The sequence below is a fragment of the Vibrio sp. ZF 223 genome (assembly GCF_003050585.1).
GTDB classification, from domain to species: Bacteria; Pseudomonadota; Gammaproteobacteria; order Enterobacterales; family Vibrionaceae; genus Vibrio; species Vibrio crassostreae.
The window spans coordinates 236,777-258,709 of the sequence record NZ_PIGB01000005.1; the positions used below are offsets into that span (position 1 = coordinate 236,777).

The window sequence follows — 21,933 nt, forward strand, 5'->3', positions numbered from 1 at the left end:
GTCTGTTCATATTTTTATCAAAACTCTATAAAAGTGAGCTTTTGCACACGCTTTAAATACCACTTACTTGTCAAAGTAAAAAAACTCGTTAATTTCGTTAAATTGGAAACCATTAATTCTATTCTCTGTACTTGTTTTCGCCCCTTTTAGCAGTACATCAAAGGAAAGTAGTACCCAATTTATGTTTAGATTTTATCGTAAGCAGAAGTTTAAGCGCCTTCAAAATACCCTAATGCTGGCATTTCTTGTCCTCAGTATTACCCCAGTGACACTTATCGCGATCTTTTTCCTTCAATCGCACAGTCAGGACCTTCAGGAACAAAGCACCTCACACCTTGTTTCAGTCCGTGATACTAAGCAGCAACAGATTGTCGACTACCTACAAGCTCAAGAATCCCAAGTGATGGGCTTTGTTCGCTCTGAACTAGCCAATGCCAGTGGCGGCCGATTCTATGGTTTGATCAATGCATTCCAACGTCTAGGGTTAGATATTGACGAAGCACGCAGTAATGCGCAGCAACGCTACATTCAAGGATCGGGCGATCAAATCAAAACATCGATTCTTCCTGAATCCAGTAGCTTCATTGGCAGTGAGCGTTACCGCCTACTGCACAAGCGCTACCATAACGCTTACCTAGAGTTGCTTAAACGCTCCGATTTTGACGATATTCTATTGGTTGATATCAACGGTAACGTTGCTTACTCCGTCTTTAAAAATGACGATTACGGCACTAACTTGCTGACAGGTAAATACAAAGATTCAAACCTAGGCGTTACCTTTCAACGGCTCGCTAAAGATGTCACCGATCGCCGTAAGTCTAATGAGGATTACACGCCTGTTATTGTGTCGGACTTTAAAGACGAGAACGGTAAACAGACCGCATGGCTAGGTGCACCTATCGTTCAACAGGGCTACCTACACAGTTACGCGATGTTTAGATTACCTATCAACGGCATTACTAAGCTGATTGCGGATCTCAACAAGAGTTCGAATATTCAAACTCTGCTTGTAGGTGATGATCACCTGCCGCGTAGCCTTGCTCATTCACAAGAATCTATCAACTTGAGCTTAGATGTTGTCGATAAAGCATTGGCTGGCGAAACAGCGGTTGGCACCTTCGACAACACCCTAGATCAAGCGATCATCGCAGCATATACACCAATTGAGCTGAAATACGCAACATGGGCTCTTGTCGTAGAGCTGCCAGAAAAAGAGGCGTTTGCTCGTATTCATCAGTTAGAAAAGATCTTCGTGATCGTGATGCTAACGGCGATCATTCTGGTAGTCGTTGCATCGCACTATCTGTCTAACTTCATCACATCCCCACTACTCAAACTGACGTGGGCTGCCGAGAAAGTATCTGCGGGTGATCTCGATGAAACCATGATCAATACCGAACGCAAAGATGAAATAGGCCGACTCGCGGTGAGCTTCGAGAGAATGCAGCGCTCGATTCGTGAAAAAATGCAGCTCATCAAAAACCAAAACGATGAACTTGAAGACAACCTTAAGACAATTCAAAAGCAAAACGAAGAGTTGCAACTGGCGAACAAACTTAAAGATGAGTTCTTAGCGACTACTTCACACGAATTGAGAACACCACTGCATGGCATGGTGGGTATTGCTGAAGCGCTGATATCCGGTGCGAATGGCCCCATCCCTGCTAACCAGAAGTATCAGTTGGATATCATCATCAATAGCGGTCAGCGATTAGCAACCTTGGTTGATGATCTGCTTGATTATCACAAGATGCGCTATGGCAGCTTAGACATTAAGAAATCAGCTGTTGATTTATCTGCAGCCACCAGCTTGGTCCTAGAGTTATCTCATCATCTATTGGGCAATAAACCAATCCGCATCATTAACCAAGTCCCAAGTGATTTAGGGCTAGTCTCATCGGATCCTCAACGACTTGAGCAAGTGATGTATAACTTAGTTGGCAATGCCATCAAGTACACCTCTGAAGGTAAGATTGTTATCTCTGCCAGCGTTATCGATGACAACATTCGTGTACAAGTTGTCGATACAGGCCAAGGTATACCGGCCGAGTACCTTGAGCACATCTTTGAACCATTGATTCAAGCAGGCCAAGATGCGAGTAACTACCGCCAAGGTGCAGGGCTTGGATTATCGATCAGTCGTCAGTTGATCGAGCTAATGGGCGGTTCACTGTACGTAAGTAGCCAACCAATGCTTGGCACTACGTTTAGCTTTACCCTTCCCCTAGCTACTCAAGATGAGCTGGACAGTTACAACGAATCTGGTCATTACTCGCACTTCCAAGCGCCCGATTTAATAGATAACAGCCAACAAGAAAACAGTGTTATCAGTGAAAACCCAGATGGCCCGTTACTGGTTATCGCCGATGATGAGCCGGTTAACCTGCGAGTATTAGACAGCTTCTTGAAGTTAGAAGGTTATCGAGTACGTACTGCATGTGACGGTCCGGAAACCATTGAACTGATTGAAAAAGAGAAGCCAGAGCTGCTTCTGCTCGATATCATGATGCCAGGTATGAGCGGCTATCAGGTTTGTGAAGCTCTGAGAAAGCAATATGACCATGCTCAATTGCCAATCATCATGCTAACGGCACTCAACCAGGCAGAAGACCGTGTTCGAGGTTTCGAAGCAGGTGCCAATGACTACTTGTCTAAACCGTTCAACAAACAAGAACTGGCGGCTCGAATTACAGCGCATCTATCAGCAAGTAAAGCCGAACAGAGACGCCTTGAAAATGACCAACTGCAACTCGAGCTCAAACACAGAGCTATGGTTGAAGCTAACTTGTTAGAAACTCAAGGGCGCTTATTAGAGCAACTAGAATCGGCACCTGAAGCCATCATCTGTATTCGTGATGACCAACGTATTCGCTTTGCCAACGAAGCGGCGGCAAAACTATTCAGACGCGGACAGGAACAACTTAAGCGCTCTATGGCCGACGAGATCATTGCGCCTAAATACCTCAAGGTAGAACAAGCCCACTACTGCGGTGACATTGATATCTATATAGATGACACACGTCAGCGCATACCAAGTGACATCCTTAAGCTGCCTGAAGGTTCAGGGCTCGACACCATGTATATCTTCAATGTAGGTGGTGGTGTTAACTCCAACCGAATCAATAACCTTGAAACAGCGGTTGAGGCTCTCTCTAGTTATGCCTTTGAAGGCGACAAAGATAAGTTGCAGCAACTGAAAGAGCTTGGCGGAGAATTTACTCGTCTTGCTGACAAGGCAACCGGTGAAGGTAAAAACAAGCAAGAGTTGATGCGCGAGGTGCTGGTCGATGCGATGACGAATGCCATCATCTACTGGGAATCGGTGACTGGTGAAACCAAGTTTGCTTTCGCAGAGAAAAGTGGTTTGTGGCGGGTCTACTTAGACCGCAGTACGCTACAAACACGAACGCTAGACAAATATCTACGCGTAGAAACGCTACCGAAAACGCCTCGCTGGCGAACGGTACTGAGCTCAATCGAATTCATACTGGAACACTGTAAAGAACAGACGCCAGAAAGGACGCATATTGAGATGCTAAGAGATAAGCTGCAGAAACTACTGACCAGTTAATCCCTGAACCAACATCACGATACTTAGAGTAATGGAGCCCACCTAGCGTGGGCTTTTTTTGTACGTACTTTTCTCACTCAAAGCACAATATCGTCAATCCAAATACACTTTTTTCACTGCTTTAAACAAGCAAAATGACACGTTACTCAAGCTTAAACAATCACCAATCCAATCGCTATTTTGAGTCCTATTCTTGGCTGAATTTCACATTCCTCCGACTCTTTGTTGCAGTTTGAGAAGCGAGTCACAACAGAACGGCAGATTTAATTTTCTAGGGAAATTTAACGTAAAACTGGTAAGTGACCGAGATCTACAATTATACCAACGCATGGTAAAGCATTATAATAAAAAGCCTTTAAAGTTAGTGACCACTTACAACCAACAATTACCACAAAACCAAATGCGAGTCACATCACCTTAACAATTACGCACAAAAAAACACCAAAGCAACCCATTTTGACGTTAATGACGTGGGATTATCTAATTTTAACGTTTTTGACGGGAAACGAGTTTGATTAATTCATCGATAAGGTGTTTTCTTACTCCTGCCAAAGGCCTACAGGCCACTCTTACCACTTCTCAGAATCAACGATGAATCTGGAGCAACGAAGAAGAGGTAGGCCTTTAACCAGAGTGTGTATCTACTAAACAATTTAGCGACAGATAACATTCAATCCATTAGTGAAATGAAAGCAAATAGTAAGGAACAGCTATGCTTGCCAATATAAAAAAAACAGCAATAGCAACAGCAATTATTGCAACTGCTACAACAGGTTTTGCATCAGTAGCAACAGCTGCAGAACGCAGTGAACTGACCGTTCACCCGAAAGAGTACACTACATTCGTACGTAACTTTAACCCGTACCTTGGTGCTACTAACCTACATACTACAACTGACTTCATGTATGAGCCGCTAGTAGTATTTAACGAAATGCACGGTAACACTCCAGTGTTCCGTCTAGCTGAAAACTTCAAGATGTCAGATGATCTGATGAGCGTTGTTTTCGACATTCGTAAGGGTGTTAAATGGTCTGACGGAGAAACTTTCTCTGCTGATGATGTTGTTTTTTCTTTCAACCTTGTAAAAGAGAAGCCAGAGCTTGACCAATCTGGTATCAACTCTTGGGTAACTTCTGTAGAAAAACTGAACGACAACCAAGTTAAGTTCACCCTAACAGAAGCAAACTCAAACGTACCTTATGAGATTGCTAAAGTACCTGTAGTACCTAAGCACATCTGGAAAGACGTTAAAGATCCATCAACGTTTACCAATGAGAATCCGGTAGGTTCTGGTCCATTTACAGAAATCGATACGTTTACAGCGCAACTATACATCCAGTGTGCAAACCCAAACTACTGGGATGCAGACAACCTAGATGTTGACTGTCTACGTGTTCCACAAATTGCGAACAACGACCAATTCCTAGGTAAAGTTGTAAACAGTGAAATGGACTGGACGTCTTCTTTCGTTCCTGATATCGACCGTACATACGCAGCAGCTAGCCCTAAACACCACTACTGGTACCCGCCAGCAGGCACACAAGCATTCATCGTTAACTTCAAGCACCCTGATGCTGCGAAGCATGAAGCATTGAGCAACGTTGATTTCCGTCGTGCTTTCTCTATGGCTCTTGACCGTCAAACTATCATCGACATCGCATTCTACGGCGGCGGTACTGTGAACGATTTCGCATCAGGTCTTGGCTACGCGTTTGAAGCTTGGTCTGATGAAAAAACTCACGATAAGTACAAAGGCTTCAACACATACAACGCTGAAGGCGCGAAGAAGCTTCTTGCTGACGCTGGCTTCAAAGATGTAAACAAAGATGGTTTTGTTGACACTCCATCAGGCAAGTCTTTTGAACTAATGATTCAATCGCCAAACGGCTGGACTGACTTCAACAACACAGTTCAACTAGCGGTAGAACAGCTGAACGAAATCGGTATTAAAGCGAAAGCTCGTACACCTGACTTCTCTGTTTACAACCAAGCAATGCTTGAAGGTACATACGACGTAGCATACACAAACTACTTCCACGGTGCGGATCCATACACGTACTGGAATAGTGCTTACAACTCATCACTACAATCTGGTGATGGTATGCCTCGTTTCGCTATGCACTTCTACAAAAACGACAAGCTAGATGGTCTTCTAAACAGCTTCTACAAAACAGCTGATAAGAACGAGCAGCTAGATATTGCACACGGTATTCAGCAAATCATCGCTGCAGACCAAGTGACAATCCCTGTGATGTCTGGTGCTTACATGTACCAATACAACACAACTCGCTTCACTGGCTGGTGGAACGAAGAAAATCCAAAAGGCCGTCCAAACATTTGGGCTGGTATTCCAGAGCGTCTACTTCATGTACTGGACCTAAAACCAGTTAAATAAGTAATCGTTCAATCCTTGCGGCGTAACCTCTTACGCCGCTTATAAAAATCCCCACACTCTCAATTGAAAGTATGGCGCTAGTCGTCAGGGGATTTTTCGTTCCAAATTTCGCTAGGAGCGACCTGAATCCAGAAACAGGGAAACAATCTGGGTGAGTAAGGTGTGAGTTATGGGTTATTTTTTAAGACGTTTGTCATTTTATTTTGTCGCGCTATTAGTTGCTGCGACGTTAAACTTTATTATTCCAAGAGCAATGCCTGGTGACCCCGTTACCATGATGTTTGCGAACGCTTCTGTACAAGTTACTCCAGAGCGTATTGCTGCAATGAAAGAACTATTAGGCTTCGTTGATGGTGGCCTACTGGTTCAATACGTAGCGTACATGAAGAACATTCTTAGCTGGGAACTTGGTACATCAATTCAATTCTACCCACTTTCTGTAAACACACTGTTGGGTGGAGCATTCGGTTGGTCGCTTTTCTTAGCCGGCACCGCAGTTATTCTTTCTTTCTCGATTGGTTCGATCCTAGGTATTTTCGCAGCGTGGAAACGCGGCAGTAAATACGATGCCTTCGTAACGCCAGGGATGCTGATTCTACAAGCTGTTCCTCAAGTTGTTATCGCGATGATTGCACTATTTACCTTTGCAATTGGCTTGAAGTGGTTCCCAACCGGTTATGCCTACACCGCAGGTACCATGCCTGATTGGACAAGCTGGGCATTCATCAAAGATGTCGCTTACCACGCCTTCTTACCATTGTTCTGTGCTTCTGTTGTTCAAATTGGTGGCTTCCTAGTAAACATGCGTAACAACATGATCAACCTACTAGCCGAAGACTACATCACCATGGCGAAAGGCAAAGGCCTGAGCGAAAACAGAGTGGTATTCAACTACGCAGCTCGTAACGCGATGCTACCGAGTGTGACAGCCCTTTCAATGTCGCTAGGTATGGCAATCGGTGGTCAGTTAATTATCGAAATCATCTTTAACTACCCAGGTCTTGGCAGCGTACTTTTCAACGCAATTAACGCTCGTGACTACCAAGTACTGCAAGGTCAGCTGCTTATCATGACGCTATTCATGCTGTTCTTTAACCTAGTTGCAGACATGCTTTACGTTGTTCTTGACCCTCGTCTTCGTAAGGGTGGTAAATAATCATGAAAGACTTTCTAAAACTCATTTGGCGTAACCCGATGGCCCTAACAGGCGTCATCATCCTAAGTATTTTTATTCTTGGCGCGATTGCAGCTCCATTGATCACTAAACATGTACCAGACAAGCGTACAGGCAACCCACATGAATACCCTGGTTTCGTAGTGAAGTCTGCACAAACTAACCCTGATGGCTGGGTTGCTCAAAACTTAGCAGACGACCGTCGTACATTGATCATGTCTAAAAAGGCGGACCACGTACTAGGTACAACTCGCATGGGTCGTGACGTTTGGTCTCAAGTGGTATACGGCGCACGCGTATCTCTTGCTGTAGGTTTTGGTGCGGGTCTAACCGTATGTTTACTCGCAACTGTTATTGGTGTTTCTGCAGGTTACTTCGGTGGCCGTGTCGATGACGTTCTAACAGCCGCAATGAACATCATGCTAGTAATCCCTCAATACCCATTACTGTTCGTAGTAGCAGCCTTTATCGGTGAGGCAGGGCCACTCACCATAACCTTGGTTATCGGCTTTATGTCCTGGGCTTGGGGCGCCCGTGTTGTTCGCTCCCAGACCTTAGCACTGCGTGAAAAAGAGTTTGTAAAAGCCGCTGAAGTTTTGGGTGAATCTTCATTCCGCATCATCTTCGTAGAGATTCTGCCAAACCTTATCTCTATCGTTGGCGCAAGCTTCATCGGTTCGGTGATGTACGCAATCATGATGGAAGCAACCATCTCGTTCCTAGGTCTTGGTGACCCGAACACAATCAGCTGGGGCATCATGCTTTACAACGTTCAAACCTCTTCATCAATGCTGATTGGCGCTTGGTGGGAACTGCTGGCTCCTTGTATCGCACTGACACTACTTGTAACTGGCCTTGCTCTACTTAACTTCGCTGTCGATGAAATTGCTAACCCGCAACTGCGTTCTCACAAAGGCATGAAGCGTTGGAAAAAACTAGCAGCTCAAGACAAAGAAGAACGTGAACCAGAACTACCACCACAAAATGCACTTTGGAGCGGAGATAAATAATCATGTCTGAACCACTAATTTCTATCCGCAACTTATGCGTGGATTACATCACAGAGTCTGGCGATGTTCGTGCGTGTAACAACGTAAGTTTTGACATCGCTCCAGGTGAAGTATTCGGCCTAGCTGGTGAATCTGGCTGTGGTAAATCAACGGTCGCTTTCTCTCTTATGCGTCTTCATAAGCCGCCCGCTTACATCAGTGGTGGTGAGGTTATCTTCAACGGTGAGAACATCCTTGAATACAGCGATGACCGTATGCAGTCGTTCCGTTGGAGCGAGATGTCGATGGTATTCCAGAGTGCGATGAATGCACTCAACCCAGTACTACCGATGGAAGAGCAGTTCTGTGACGTAATTATGCGTCACACTAACATGACTCGTGAGCAAGCTAAGCAGCGTGCTGAAGGTCTACTTGAAATCGTAGATATTCACCCGAGCCGATTGAGTGACTACCCTCACCAATTCTCTGGTGGCATGCGTCAGCGCTTAGTTATCGCTATCGCGTTAGCACTGAATCCAAAGCTGATCATCATGGATGAGCCGACAACCGCACTTGATGTAGTTGTGCAACGTGAAATCCTACAAAAGATCTATGCACTGAAAGAAGAGTTTGGCTTCTCTATTCTGTTCATCACCCATGACTTGTCATTGATGGTCGAGTTCTCTGACCGCATCGGCATCATGTACTCAGGTGAGCTAATCGAGGTGGCTAACTCTCAAGATATTCTAGAAAACCCTTACCACCCTTACACCAAAGGGCTGGGAAGTTCTTTCCCTCCACTGACAGGGCCAAAGACAAAGTTAGCAGGTATTCCAGGTAACCCTCTGAACCTGTTAGAGATCCCTGAAGGGTGTCGTTTCCAAGCTCGTTGTGACCGTGTACATGAAACGTGTACCAAGGTGCCAACCAAGCTGCGTTCTATCGACCCGGGACATTTGTCTAACTGCCACCTGTACGGTGACCCAATAGTACAAAGGAAGCTATAGCTTGCACGCTAACTTGGCGTGAATAACGAACAAGGCGGCCCGTCCGCCTAAAAACAAGCAAAGCGAATAAGGATTCTGGAGACAATTATGAGCAAAGATTTCGGTCAATTATTGGTAGAAGGCAAAAATGTCGTAAAAGACTTCCCAATAAGCAGTACCACCATTCAAACCCCAATGATGCGTGCGATTAACGACGTGTCATTCAAGATGTATAAAAGTCGCGGCTTAGCGGTGGTTGGTGAGTCTGGTTCAGGCAAATCAACAACGGCAAAGATGATCGCAAAAATGTACGCGCCTTCGGGCGGCACGATAGAATACAAAGGCCGTGATATCCAAGAGATCTCAAGCAGAAAAGATCTTATGCACTACCGTGAAGGCGTGCAGATGGTATGGCAAGACCCGTTTGGTTCATTGAACCCAACGCACAATATCTTCCACCACATTGCTCGACCGTTGTTAATCCACAAGAAAGTATCTCCGGGCAATAAAAGAGAACTAGAAGAACGCGTTTACGATCTTTTAGAGCAAGTTGGTCTCATTCCGCCAAAAGAGACGGCGAAGAAATACCCTCACCAACTGTCTGGCGGCCAACGTCAACGTGTCAATCTAGCACGTAACATCGCAGTTGGTGCTGAAGTTGTTCTGGCCGATGAACCAACATCAATGCTAGACGTTTCAATTCGTGCGGGTGTTTTAAACCTGATGGAAGAGATGAAGTTTGAGAAGCAAATGTCACTGCTTTACATCACTCACGACATCGCAACTGCTCGTTATATTGCTGAGGATCTTTCAGTGATGTACGTCGGTCACATGGTGGAATGGGGCGATACCGACGACGTTATTGCTAACCCTCAACACCCTTACACTCAACTGCTGGTTTCTGCCGTTCCAGATCCTAAGAAATCGATCCACGAGCAACTTGCTGGCAACAAAGGTGAGATTCCTCTTTGGACACCAGTATCAGCAGGCTGCCCATTTGCAGGCCGTTGTACTCATGCGATGGACAAGTGTAAAGAGCAGCTACCAGGGGTTACACAGCTAGCTGATAACCACTTTGTACGCTGTTACCTACACGAAAGCTAAGCATAAAAACCCAAGTTAGGGTCTGCGGGCCCTAACTATTTATATCCAAAAAAATTCAAGTACCTAGCCAATAGAAACTAGGACTGTCGGAGAATATTGATGCTGTTATTGACCAACCATATTGGGTATGAGTCCACAGGCCCCAAGCAAGCTATCTTACAAACTAAGAAAGCTCGCCTATCTAGCACAACGGCTCTACTCGTCTGTGCTGACAACCATATGACTGTCGGAAGTTTTGATGTGGTTAAACAAGGCCGCGTAGCAAATTGGCATCAAGGGCAATTCTTCACTATTGATTTCAGTTCAGCCACTGAATCTGGTCGCTACTACCTGCGTTTTGATAACCTACGCTCAGAAGTTTTCGAGATTGGTAGCAACCTATTAATGAACCACACCTTTTCTGATGTGCTTCATTACTTTAAGTCTCAACGTTGTGGCGGCACTTTTGACAAGAAAGATCGACAAGCACAAATTCTTGGCACCGACAGATACGTCGATGTCCACGGTGGCTGGTACGACGCATCAGGTGATGTAAGCAAGTACTTTAGCCACTTGTCTTACGGCAACTACCTCAATCCACAACAGATTCCTATGGTTGTTTGGAACATGCTCAAAAGCGTGCGCTTAACCAGTGGCAATCCAGACTTCCCTAAATTCTCCATGACTCGCCTAAAAGAAGAAGCGCTATTCGGTGCTGATTTCTTAGTACGTATGCAAGACGCGGCTGGATACTTCTACATGACAGTATTCGACAAGTGGAGTAAAGATATCAACCAGCGCGATATCTGTGCTTATGCGACTCAAGAAGGTCATAAATCAACAGACTTACAAGCAGGCTACCGACAAGGTGCAGGTGTTGCTATTGCGGCACTCGCTGTGGCTTCTGAACTTGAGGTTTCAGGTAGCTACTCTAGCCAAACCTATCTTGATACCGCGACCAAAGGTTACTGGCATCTTAAAGAGTACAACCTCCAATACCTAAACGATGGTGAAGAGAACATCATCGATGAGTATTGCGCCCTACTCGCAGCCAATGAGCTGTATCGAGTAACACAAGACGAACAATACCTTTCAGAAGCAAGAACTTGGGCGACTCGTTTAATCTCTCGCCAACAGTCAGATGATTTATTTGAGCACTTCTGGTCAGCAAACTCTGATGGCTCTCGCCCATACTTTCATGCAGCTGAAGCTGGCCTTCCAGTAATTGCTTTGTGTGAGTACATCAACAATGAAACCGATACGGAGCTCAAAGAACAAGCTCGCATTGTTGTTGAACAAGCATGTCAATTCGAAATCAACATCACCGATAAAGTAACCAACCCATTTGGCTACCCAAGACAGTACGTTAAAAATGTTGATGGTGATAAGCGCGATGCTTTCTTCGTCGCTCAGAAAAACGAAACAGGCTACTGGTGGCAAGGCGAGAACGCACGTCTTGGCTCACTCGCAACCATGGCGTATTTAGTTCAGCCACACATTCAAGACAGCGAACTGCAAAAGCGTTTAATCCAACTTTCACAGAACAGCCTCGACTGGATTTTAGGTCTCAATCCATACCACATGTGCATGCTTGATGGTCACGGTCATAACAACCCTGACTACTTACCTCAGCTTGGTTTTTTCAATGCCAAAGGCGGTATCTGTAACGGTATCACCGCTGGCTTTGAAGATGATCAAGACATTGCGTTTAATCCACCAGCACAAAAAGATGACATGCTTCAAAACTGGCGCTGGGGCGAACAATGGATCCCTCACGGCGCTTGGTTCCTATTGGCAACCGCTGCGCAGTTCAATTTCCTAGCACAACGTAAGGAGCAATAATCATGACTCTTTACTACGTAGGTATTGATGGTGGCGGCACTTCTTGTCGTGCTCGTATTCGTGATGACCAAGGCACACTCATTGGTGAAGCGAAAAGCGGCAGCGCTAATATCCTTTTGGGTGTTGATGTTGCGATGAGCTCAATTGTCGATGCGATTACTCAAGCAGCTCAGCAAGGGCAACTCGACTTTAATCATTTTTCCAATATGCATGTCGGCCTTGCACTGGCTGGTGCCGAGCAGAAATCAGCATGGTTCGACTTCATGGCACAAGCACACCCTTTCGCTAGCATGACGTTAAATACCGACGCTTATGGTGCATGCATTGGGGCTCACAATGGCCATAACGGTGCCATCATGATTGGCGGTACGGGTTCTTGCGGTATTTACCTAAAAGACGGTGAACAACATGTGGTTGGCGGTCGTGAATTCCCGATATCCGATCAAGGCGGCGGCGCTGTTATGGGCTTACGTTTGATTCAACAAGTCCTGCTTGCAGAAGATGGAATTCGTAGTAAAACCCCACTGACTCAGCATGTTATGAATCACTTTAATAATGATGTCGATGCCATTGTAGAGTGGTCAAAAGGCGCGATTCCAAAGGATTACGGTCAATTCTCACCTGTTATTTTTCAACTCGCTAATGAAGGTGACGAACTGGCTATCGAGATGCTCAAGCAAACCGCCGCTGATATCGAAATGTTTGTACTAGCACTGCATCACAAAGGTGCGGACAAGGTATGCCTGATGGGAAGTATCGCAGAGCGAATTCTCAACTGGCTATCACCACCAGTACAGCAATGGATCGTTAAACCTCAATTCGACGCTATCGAAGGCGCATTGATGTTTGCCGGTAAACCACAACACAACTTGTATCAACAGGCTTAGCAGGGAAGTTATATGAATTATCGCATCGACTTAGCTGTTCTTTCTGAACAAAAAAACAACTGCCGATTTGGCCTTACGGTACATAACTTAAGTGACCTTGACGTAACAGATTGGTCACTGCATTTTGCGTTTGACCGATTCATCCTTCAAGAGAGTTTATCGCAGGGTGAACTGACTCAAGTTGGCAGCTTTTGTTCGTTCAAACCAAGTTCGTCAGTGTTAAAGGCGAACAACCATTACTACCTTGAATTCAGCATTCAAAGCGCCCCATTCCGTTTTTATTCTGACGGTCTAAACGATGCCTTTATCCAAACGCATCACCAAGGCGAAACCTCGGTGCTGCCAGTCGCGATATCACCTATTGTTCTGGCGTCACCATACCGTGAACGCAATCAGATACCTGAAGTGAACGCTGCTGAGGTGGCATTAATTCCTCAGCCGAATCAGTTCGAACTTAAGCAAGGTAGCTTCGCGTTAAATAGTAAATGCAAAATTGAGGTTCAATCTCACCTTGCAGAGAAGGCCAGCGCTTGGTTGCAACAAGAGTTACTGATTACGTTCGAGCTAGCGATTTCAACAGAACTCTCACCAGAAGCGAGCGGAGACATTCTACTTCGTAGCAACCCAACTTTAGATGAAGCCGAGTACAAGCTAACAATCACAACTCAACAAGTGGTCGTAGAATCAGGCAGTCAATCAGGCTTCACTCATGCAGTAGCTAGCTTAATCCAATTAGTTCAACAACAAAATGCTGAACGCTTCTCTGTGCCATGTTGCAAAATCGCCGACCAACCTCGTTTCAAATACCGCGGCATGATGTTGGACTGTGCACGTCACTTCCACTCGGTGGAGCAAGTGAAACGTTTAATCAACCAGTTGGCGCACTACAAATTCAACGTTTTTCATTGGCACCTAACCGATGATGAAGGTTGGAGGATCGAGATAAAGAGCCTACCTCAACTCACTGAAATCGGTGCTTGGCGAGGTCCTGACCATGCATTAGAGCCACAATATACCCATATTGCTGAAAACTACGGCGGCTTCTACACCCAGCAACAGATTCGCGAAGTGATTGAATACGCAGAACAACGCAGCATCACGGTTATCCCTGAGATCGATATCCCGGGACACTGCCGTGCAGCAATCAAATCACTGCCTGATATGTTGGTAGAGCAAGCAGACACTACTCAATACAAGAGCATTCAGCACTACAACGACAATGTGTTAAATCCAGGTTTACCGGGCACTTACCAGTTCTTAGATGCGGTTATTGAAGAAGTCGCAGAGCTATTCCCTAGCGAATTGATTCACATGGGCGCAGACGAAGTACCACCGGGCGTATGGACTAACAGCCCTGCAGCTCAAGCGCTGATGAAAGAACATCAATACCAAGACAGCAAAGATTTGCAAGGTCACCTATTCCGCTATGCCGAGAATAAGCTTAAGCAACTCGGCAAACGCATGGTGGGCTGGGAAGAAGCTCAGCACGGCGACAAGGTGAGCAAAGAGACCATCATCTATTCATGGCTCAGTGAAGAAGCGGCTGTGAACTGCGCTCGCCAAGGCTTTGATGTGGTATTGCAACCTGCACAATTTACCTATCTCGACATGACCCAAGATTATGCACCGGAAGAGCCGGGCGTAGATTGGGCTGCCGTTATCCCATTAGAACAAGCTTATACCTACGAAGCGCTTGCTGAGATATCCGACACCGACCCAATTCGTAAGCGGATCCGCGGAATTCAGTGTGCTCTATGGTGTGAGATCGTCACCAACCAAAAGCGTATGGATTACATGGTATTTCCAAGAATTAGCGCTTTAGCTGAAGGATGTTGGACACATAAAAACAACCGAAACTGGCTAGATTACCTGTCTCGCCTAAAGGGTCACTTGCCGCTACTCGACAGACTCAATGTTGACTATCGCAACCCTTGGAAAGCTCAATAAAACAAAACCAAAGCAACACTCACATCGAGCGCTTGCTAACTCAAATTAAGGTGCTCAGTCAGATAAGACTCAGCATCACTATTTAAAAATTAGCTGCATAGATGCAGTTTGTTAAAAAGGAAATGACAATGAAATACGGCTATTTCGATAACGACAATCGCGAATACGTCATCACTCGCCCTGATGTACCAGCACCTTGGACCAACTACCTAGGTACTGAAAAGTTTTGTACCGTGATTTCGCACAATGCGGGCGGTTACTCGTTCTACAACTCTCCGGAATACAACCGTGTTACTAAGTTCCGTCCAAACGGCACCTTTGACCGTCCTGGACACTATGTTTACTTGCGTGATGATGAGACGGGTGATTACTGGTCTATCTCTTGGCAACCAGTGGCCAAGAGCCTAGATGAAGCGAACTACGAGGTTCGTCACGGCCTGTCATACTCAAAGTTCAAATGTGAATACAGCGGCATTACCGCAACCAAAACGCTATTCGTACCTAAAGGCGAAGATGCAGAAGTTTGGGACGTTGTGCTAAAGAACAACACTGATAAGCCACGTACTATCAGCACCTTCTCATTTGTTGAGTTCTCGTTCAGCCACATCCAATCGGACAACCAGAACCACCAGATGTCTTTGTACTCTGCGGGCACGTCTTACCAAGAAGGTGTGTTGGAATACGACCTATACTACAACACTAACGACTTTGAAGGCTTCTACTACCTAGCGTCAACCTTCTCGCCAGACAGCTACGATGGCCAACGTGACAGCTTCCTTGGCATGTACCGTGATGAAGCTAATCCAATTGCGGTTGAAAACGGTAAGTGTTCTAACAGCGCTCAAACCTGTTACAACCACTGTGGTTCTCTGCACAAGCAATTTACCATTCAACCGGGTGAAGAAGTTCGCTTTGCGTACGTACTAGGTATAGGTAAAGGCAACGGGGAACGCCTACGCGAGAAGTACCAAGATACAGCAAACGTTGATGCGGCTTTCCAAGGCATCAAAGATCACTGGGACGAGCGTTGCAACAAGTTCCAAGTTAAGTCTCCAAACGAAGGCTTAGACACCATGATCAACACTTGGACACTGTACCAAGCAGAAACCTGTGTAGTTTGGTCACGCTTTGCATCATTCATTGAAGTTGGGGGGCGTACTGGTCTTGGCTACCGTGATACTGCGCAAGATGCGATTTCAGTACCTCATGCCAACCCACAAATGACCAAGAAACGTATTATCGACCTGCTTCGTGGCCAAGTAAAAGCGGGCTACGGTCTACACCTATTCGATCCAGACTGGTTCGATCCAGAGAAAGCAGACGTTGAGCCTTCAAAATCACCAACTGTTGTTCCAACACCGTCAGATGACGACAAGATCCACGGCATTGAAGATACTTGTTCTGATGATCACTTGTGGATCGTTCCGACCATCATCAAATATGTGATGGAAACCGGTGAACATGACTTCTTTGATGAAGTAATTCCATACGCAGACGGAGGTGAAGCGACTGTCTACGAACACATGAAAGCGGCACTGAACTTCTCTGCAGAATACGTGGGGCAAACTGGTATTTGTAAAGGTCTACGTGCTGACTGGAATGACTGTTTGAACCTAGGTGGCGGTGAATCTTCAATGGTGTCATTCCTACACTTCTGGGCGCTACAAGAATTTTTAGACCTTGCTAAGTTCCGCAATAACGATGCTGATGTTGCTAAATACACAGAAATGGCAGCGAACGTACGCGAAGCGTGTGAAACTCACCTTTGGGATGACGAGGGTGGTTGGTACATCCGTGGCCTGACTAAAAATGGCGACAAGATCGGTACTGCACAACAAGCTGAAGGCCGTGTACACCTTGAGTCAAACACGCTCGCAGTTCTGTCTGGTGCCGTTTCTCAAGAGCGCGGTGAGAAAGCGATGGACGCAGTAGATGAGAACCTATTCTCTGAATACGGCTTACACCTAAACTCCCCTTCATTTGCAACACCAAACGATGACATCGGTTTCGTGACTCGCGTTTACCAAGGCGTAAAAGAGAATGGCGCAATCTTCTCTCACCCGAATCCATGGGCTTGGGTAGCAGAAGCGAAACTTGGCCGTGGTGACCGTGCGATGAAATTCTACGATGCACTTAACCCGTATAACCAAAACGACATGATTGAAACACGTTACGCAGAACCATACTCGTACGTGCAGTTCATCATGGGTAAAGACCACCAAGACCACGGCCGCGCAAACCACCCTTGGTTAACCGGTACCTCTGGTTGGGCTTACTTTGCGGTAACCAACTTCATTCTTGGTGTTCGTACTGGCTTTGAAGGATTAACGGTTGATCCATGTATCCCAACAGATTGGCCAGAGTTCGAGGTTACTCGTCAATGGCGTGGCGCAACTTACAACATCACAGTGCAAAACCCGAATGCAGTAAGCAAAGGCGTTGCTTCTATCACTATCAATGGTGAGTCAGTTGAAGGTGCAATCCCAGTACAAGCAGAAGGCAGCGTGAACGATGTTGTCGTTGTTCTAGGCTAGTCACTCAATTTAACGAACAGCTCTTGTCTCAAGTCTTTACAGGCTTGAGACAATGAGACTAAAAGGATTTTCTAATGATTAAATTTGGTACAGGTGGCTGGCGCGCTTTCATTGGTGAGGAGTTCACTAGAGAAAACGTCCGTTTGGTAGCGCAAGCGCTCGCTAACATCATCAACAACGAAGATGCTGCAAAGAACGGATTTGTGATCGGCTATGACCGTCGCTTCCTTTCAGATAAAGCGGCATGCTGGTTTGCAGAAGTACTTGCAGCGAACAACATCAAAGTAAGCTTCATTGATAAATTCGTTCCAACACCTATCGTGATGTTCCAAGCAAAAGAGATGGGTTGTACCTACTCGGCATGTATTACCGCATCTCACAACCCAGCGGATTACAACGGTATAAAGGTGTTCATTGAAGGTGGTCGTGATGCTGACGAGATCATCACAGAGAAGATCGAGCAGCAAATCGCAACTCTAACCAACGAAGACGTTATCCGTGTCGACTTTGAACAAGCGTTGAACGACAAAGAGATCGAGATCATCAATCCAATGAACGACTTTGTTGATTCGATCATTAACTTCATCGATATCGAGTCGATCAAGAAAGCGAATCTGCGCGTACTGATTGACCCTATGTTTGGTGTAGCAAAGAACGCTCTGCAAACGGTTCTTATCAATGGTCGTTGTGATGTCGACGTGATCAACGATGGCAAAAACCCAGATTTTGGTGGATTAATGCCATCACCAAATGCCGCAACGCTGTATCGCTTAAAGCACTTAGTAGCCGCTGAAGGTTATGACATTGGTATTGGTACTGATGGTGATGCCGACCGTTTGGGTATCATCGATGAGAAAGGTCACTTCATCCACCCTAACGAAGTGCTATTGCTGCTTTACTACTATTTATTGGAATACAAAGGCTGGAAAGGTTCTGTCGTACGCAACATCGCAACCACACACCTACTCGACAAAGTGGCGGCGGATCACGGCGAGAAGAGCTTTGAGGTTCCGGTAGGCTTTAAACATATTAGCTCGCAAATGGAAGCCGATGACTCACTGATTGGTGGCGAAAGCTCAGGTGGTTTAACCATTCGTGGTCACATCAAAGGTAAAGATGGCGTATTCGCATCAAGCCTATTGGTTGAGATGATCAGTGTGACAGGTAAGAAATTGTCTGAACTGCTTGATGAAATCTACTCTAAGTATGGCTACGCCTACACCGCTGAAGGCGATTGTAAGTTTAAGCCTTCGGAGAAAGAGGCACTCTACACTAAGATCTACGTAGAGAAACAACTGCCTGAATTTGAGTACGAAATTGAAAAAGTCAGCTATGAAGATGGTGCTAAGGTGTACTTCAAGAATGGCGGCTGGGTGATTGCTCGCTTCTCAGGAACAGAGCCGTTACTACGAATCTTCGCAGAAATGGAAGATAAAGAGACAGCAGAACGTGTTCTTCAGAAAGTGAAAGACTTCCTCTCTCTATAGGCCTATAGAGTGCAGCAGTTTTGGATGGGGTTTAACAAATCACTGCCTTGTTAAAGCCTATAGGTGAAGAACTCTTGCCCAGTACTTTAATTAAAGTGCTGGGCTTTTTTATAGCGAACTTCTATTACTTAGCCGAGTAAGATTTACTGAGTCTAGCTAGCGACTAAACTGAGTTAGAACGCAAGCACGCCTTTGGTGTCTACTTTCACAGTTACTGGCATACCGACTTCAAGCGCTTCAGAAGAGGTCGATAATAACTTCTGACCATTGGCTTCAATCACATAGCGACAGTGATCGCCCATAAATTGCTGCTCCAATACAGACAGATTACTGTCGACATCATGGCTTGCCACAATATGTTGAGGTCTTAACAACAACGCGCAATCCGCACCCACTTCAATCTCTGTTTGTGCTTTCGCTTCAATCAGACCTAGGCTGGTTTCAAACTCATTGTCTGAAATACGCTGTGCCTTTAAGTAGCTACCGCCACCCAAGAAATCAGCAACGAACTTACTCGAAGGGTGGAAATACAACTCAGATGCCGAACCATACTGTTCAATCACACCATGGTTCATCACAGCCATCTTATCTGCAAAAGCAAATGCCTCTTCGCGACTGTGAGTCACAAAAATAGCGGTCACACCCTGCTTCTTAAAGATCTTACGAATTTGAGAAATCAGCTCATGACGAACTTGAGTGTCAATGTTCGAGAATGGTTCATCTAACAGCAGTAAGTCAGGCTTGTATGCCAAAGATCGGGCAATCGCAACACGCTGCTGTTGACCACCAGAAAGTTGATGCGGGTATCGGTCACCATACTCATCTAAGTGAACCAACTCTAACATCTCTTGAACTTTCTCTTTCTTTTGCTGCTCTGAGAGTTCTTTTAGCCCAAAGCCAACGTTCTGGTTGACCGTCAGGTGCGGGAACAGAGCGTAGTCTTGGAAAATCATACCGATATTTCGTTGCTCCGGTGGCAACCAATTATCGCCATCATCGATGGTTTGACAGTTTAAACTCATTACGCCACTACTCAATGGAAGCAGGCCAGCAATCGCCTTAAGTAAGGTGGTTTTCCCGCAACCACTTGCACCAAGAAGACAAACAATTTCACCATGCTCAACTTCTAACGAGAGCGCTTCCAAGATGGTTTGCGACTCATACTTACAAGTCAGATCTTTAATTGATAATGCACAACTCATTAGTGTTTCTGCTCCAAAGAACGGTTTACGATGATCAGAGGAATTAAACCTACTAACACCAGTAATACAGCAGGCATCGCCGCCAATTCGAGGTGCTCATCTGAGGCATAGTTATAAACATAGGTCGCCAATGTTTCGAAGTTGAAAGGGCGCAGCAGCAATGCCGCATTTAGCTCTTTCATTGATTCGATAAACACCAGTAAACCGGCGATCAGCGCGCCGCGTTTAATCAAAGGTAAATGAACACGACGTAACATCTGGTTGGTATTGCAACCCATGGTTTTAGAAGCCATATCCAATGAAGGAGATACTTTACTCAAGCTACTTTCAATACTGCCAATCGCCACTGCAGAAAAACGCACCACCATTGCAAAGATCAGCGCAAACATGGAACCAGAGAAAATCAGCCCCGGGCGTCCCCACTCCATCACTTTGGCAATATCATTGACTAAGTGATCCATAAACAGCACAGGCACCATCACACCAATAGCCAACACAGTGCCTGGAACAGCATAGCCCATCGAAGCAATACGCATGTAAGCCTGATTTTTCTTACTCGGGCTGACACGTTGATTAAAGTTCACAATCATCGCAATGATAACGCCAATAATCGCCGCGACTACTGACACATAAAGACTGTTAACAGCATACTCTCTGAATTCAGGCGTCCAACTTTGTGCAAAGTATTTGTAGGCATAGATCATCAACTGACCCAGAGGGAACAAGAATGCAACGCACACTAACCCCCAGCACCAAAACAGTGCCAACCACTTCTTCCAACCGGATAGGTCGTAACGAAAGTCTTCACGACTGCTGAATTGATTCTGGAACAGTTTCTGTTTACGACGACTGTAGCGCTCTGAACTCAACAGCAGGATCACGATAACTAGCATAATTGCCGATATTTTCGCAGCAGCCGTTAAACTTGAATAACCTAACCAGGTATCGTAAACCGCTGTCGTTAAAGTGTTGACTGCAAAGTAACTCACGGTACCAAAATCACCGATAGTTTCCATCGCAACAAGCGATAGACCTACCGCCATTGATGGGCGAACAAGTGGCAACGAGATACGACGAAAGCTTTCCCAAGGTGAGCATTTTAGCAACCGAGCGGATTGCAGTAAGGAGACGTTTTGCTCCATAAATGCGGCGCGGCACAGCAAGTAAACATAAGGATAGAGAACGAGAGACAGAACAATAATAGCACCAGATAAGGTTCTAATATCCGGGAACCAATACTCACCGGGTCCCCACCCAGTAAGATCTCGCAGTAGAACTTGAACAGGCCCAGCAAAGTCGAACCAATCGGTGAATATATACCCAACAATATAGCCTGGCATTGCTAATGGCAGTACTAGCGCCCATTGCAAAACCCGCTCTCCCGGAACGCGGCACATTGCCATAATCCAAGCAGACGGAATACCAAAAACCAAAGACAGGAATAAGGTTCCCATGACTAAAACCACCGTATTGTAAGCATAGGTGGGCATTACTGTGGACATCAGATGAGAAAATAGCTCATCTGTTTCTCCAACAGCCGTCGTAAAAATCGCTAAGATCGGTAAAACCAGTAATACAGCAATAATGCCGCTACTGGTGTTCCATAAATAATTCTTTTCTTTCATCGCCTAACTACAAAGAGGCTTAATGAAACACAAATGCATTTGTAAATACATCTCATGTCCTTTTAATGGTGGGGTTATTTATACCCATATACTGTAATGACTTCAAGGTGAGATGCTAATAACTCAAGGGATCAACGGCGAGCTTTGTATCAAAAAGTGATTTTCCAAAACAAACAACCCCAAGTGACCGAAAATGGCGACTTGAGGTTGT

Annotated in this window: 13 protein-coding genes; 11 read left to right on the forward strand and 2 right to left on the reverse strand. The window is 45.5% G+C overall.

The window, feature by feature from the left end:
- Positions 1-181 precede the first annotated feature (181 nt).
- The 11 genes from CWO13_RS12665 (at position 182) to CWO13_RS12715 (ending at position 18,895) form a co-directional block, all read left to right on the forward strand.
- Entirely contained in the window at positions 182-3,571 is a 3,390-nt protein-coding gene (locus CWO13_RS12665; RefSeq protein WP_055319598.1) for a response regulator, read from the forward strand.
- Positions 3,572-4,283: 712 nt separating this feature from the next.
- Positions 4,284-5,966 carry an ABC transporter substrate-binding protein gene (locus CWO13_RS12670; RefSeq protein ID WP_017056650.1) on the forward strand — a complete coding sequence of 561 codons (1,683 nt, stop codon included), beginning with the start codon at positions 4,284-4,286 and terminating at the stop codon, positions 5,964-5,966.
- A 169-nt stretch (positions 5,967-6,135) separates the two neighbouring features.
- On the forward strand, positions 6,136-7,122 hold the full coding sequence (locus CWO13_RS12675; protein WP_017633262.1) for an ABC transporter permease: 987 nt from the start codon (positions 6,136-6,138) through the stop codon (positions 7,120-7,122).
- 2 nt (positions 7,123-7,124) lie between these two features.
- Positions 7,125-8,150, forward strand: a complete 1,026-nt coding sequence (locus tag CWO13_RS12680; protein WP_017056648.1) for an ABC transporter permease — start codon at positions 7,125-7,127, stop codon at positions 8,148-8,150.
- A gap of 2 nt (positions 8,151-8,152) precedes the next feature.
- Complete coding sequence (locus tag CWO13_RS12685) at positions 8,153-9,136, forward strand: ABC transporter ATP-binding protein (protein WP_048605693.1); 984 nt, start codon at positions 8,153-8,155, stop codon at positions 9,134-9,136.
- 87 nt (positions 9,137-9,223) lie between these two features.
- Positions 9,224-10,219, forward strand: a complete 996-nt coding sequence (locus CWO13_RS12690; protein ID WP_048605696.1) for an ABC transporter ATP-binding protein — start codon at positions 9,224-9,226, stop codon at positions 10,217-10,219.
- 99 nt (positions 10,220-10,318) lie between these two features.
- The gene (locus CWO13_RS12695; RefSeq protein WP_108083042.1) at positions 10,319-12,040 is read left to right on the forward strand and encodes a glycoside hydrolase family 9 protein; all 1,722 of its coding nucleotides are present in this window, start codon (positions 10,319-10,321) and stop codon (positions 12,038-12,040) included.
- A gap of 2 nt (positions 12,041-12,042) precedes the next feature.
- Positions 12,043-12,927: an N-acetylglucosamine kinase gene (locus CWO13_RS12700; RefSeq protein ID WP_055319602.1), complete on the forward strand. Its 885-nt coding sequence runs from the start codon at positions 12,043-12,045 to the stop codon at positions 12,925-12,927.
- A 12-nt stretch (positions 12,928-12,939) separates the two neighbouring features.
- Positions 12,940-14,874: a beta-N-acetylhexosaminidase gene (locus tag CWO13_RS12705; RefSeq protein ID WP_057622292.1), complete on the forward strand. Its 1,935-nt coding sequence runs from the start codon at positions 12,940-12,942 to the stop codon at positions 14,872-14,874.
- 128 nt (positions 14,875-15,002) lie between these two features.
- Entirely contained in the window at positions 15,003-17,408 is a 2,406-nt protein-coding gene (locus CWO13_RS12710) for a GH36-type glycosyl hydrolase domain-containing protein (protein WP_108083043.1), read from the forward strand.
- A 74-nt stretch (positions 17,409-17,482) separates the two neighbouring features.
- Positions 17,483-18,895 carry a phosphoglucomutase/phosphomannomutase family protein gene (locus CWO13_RS12715; RefSeq protein WP_102433051.1) on the forward strand — a complete coding sequence of 471 codons (1,413 nt, stop codon included), beginning with the start codon at positions 17,483-17,485 and terminating at the stop codon, positions 18,893-18,895.
- A 173-nt stretch (positions 18,896-19,068) separates the two neighbouring features.
- Here CWO13_RS12715 and CWO13_RS12720 read toward each other — a convergent pair whose 3' ends face one another.
- A complete protein-coding gene (locus tag CWO13_RS12720) occupies positions 19,069-20,097 on the reverse strand; it encodes an ABC transporter ATP-binding protein (protein ID WP_048664518.1) in 1,029 nt (342 codons plus the stop codon).
- Complete coding sequence (locus CWO13_RS12725; protein WP_048658179.1) at positions 20,097-21,722, reverse strand: ABC transporter permease; 1,626 nt, start codon at positions 21,720-21,722, stop codon at positions 20,097-20,099. Before CWO13_RS12725 ends, CWO13_RS12720 begins: the two co-directional genes overlap by 1 nt.
- Between the last annotated feature and the right edge of the window lie 211 nt (positions 21,723-21,933).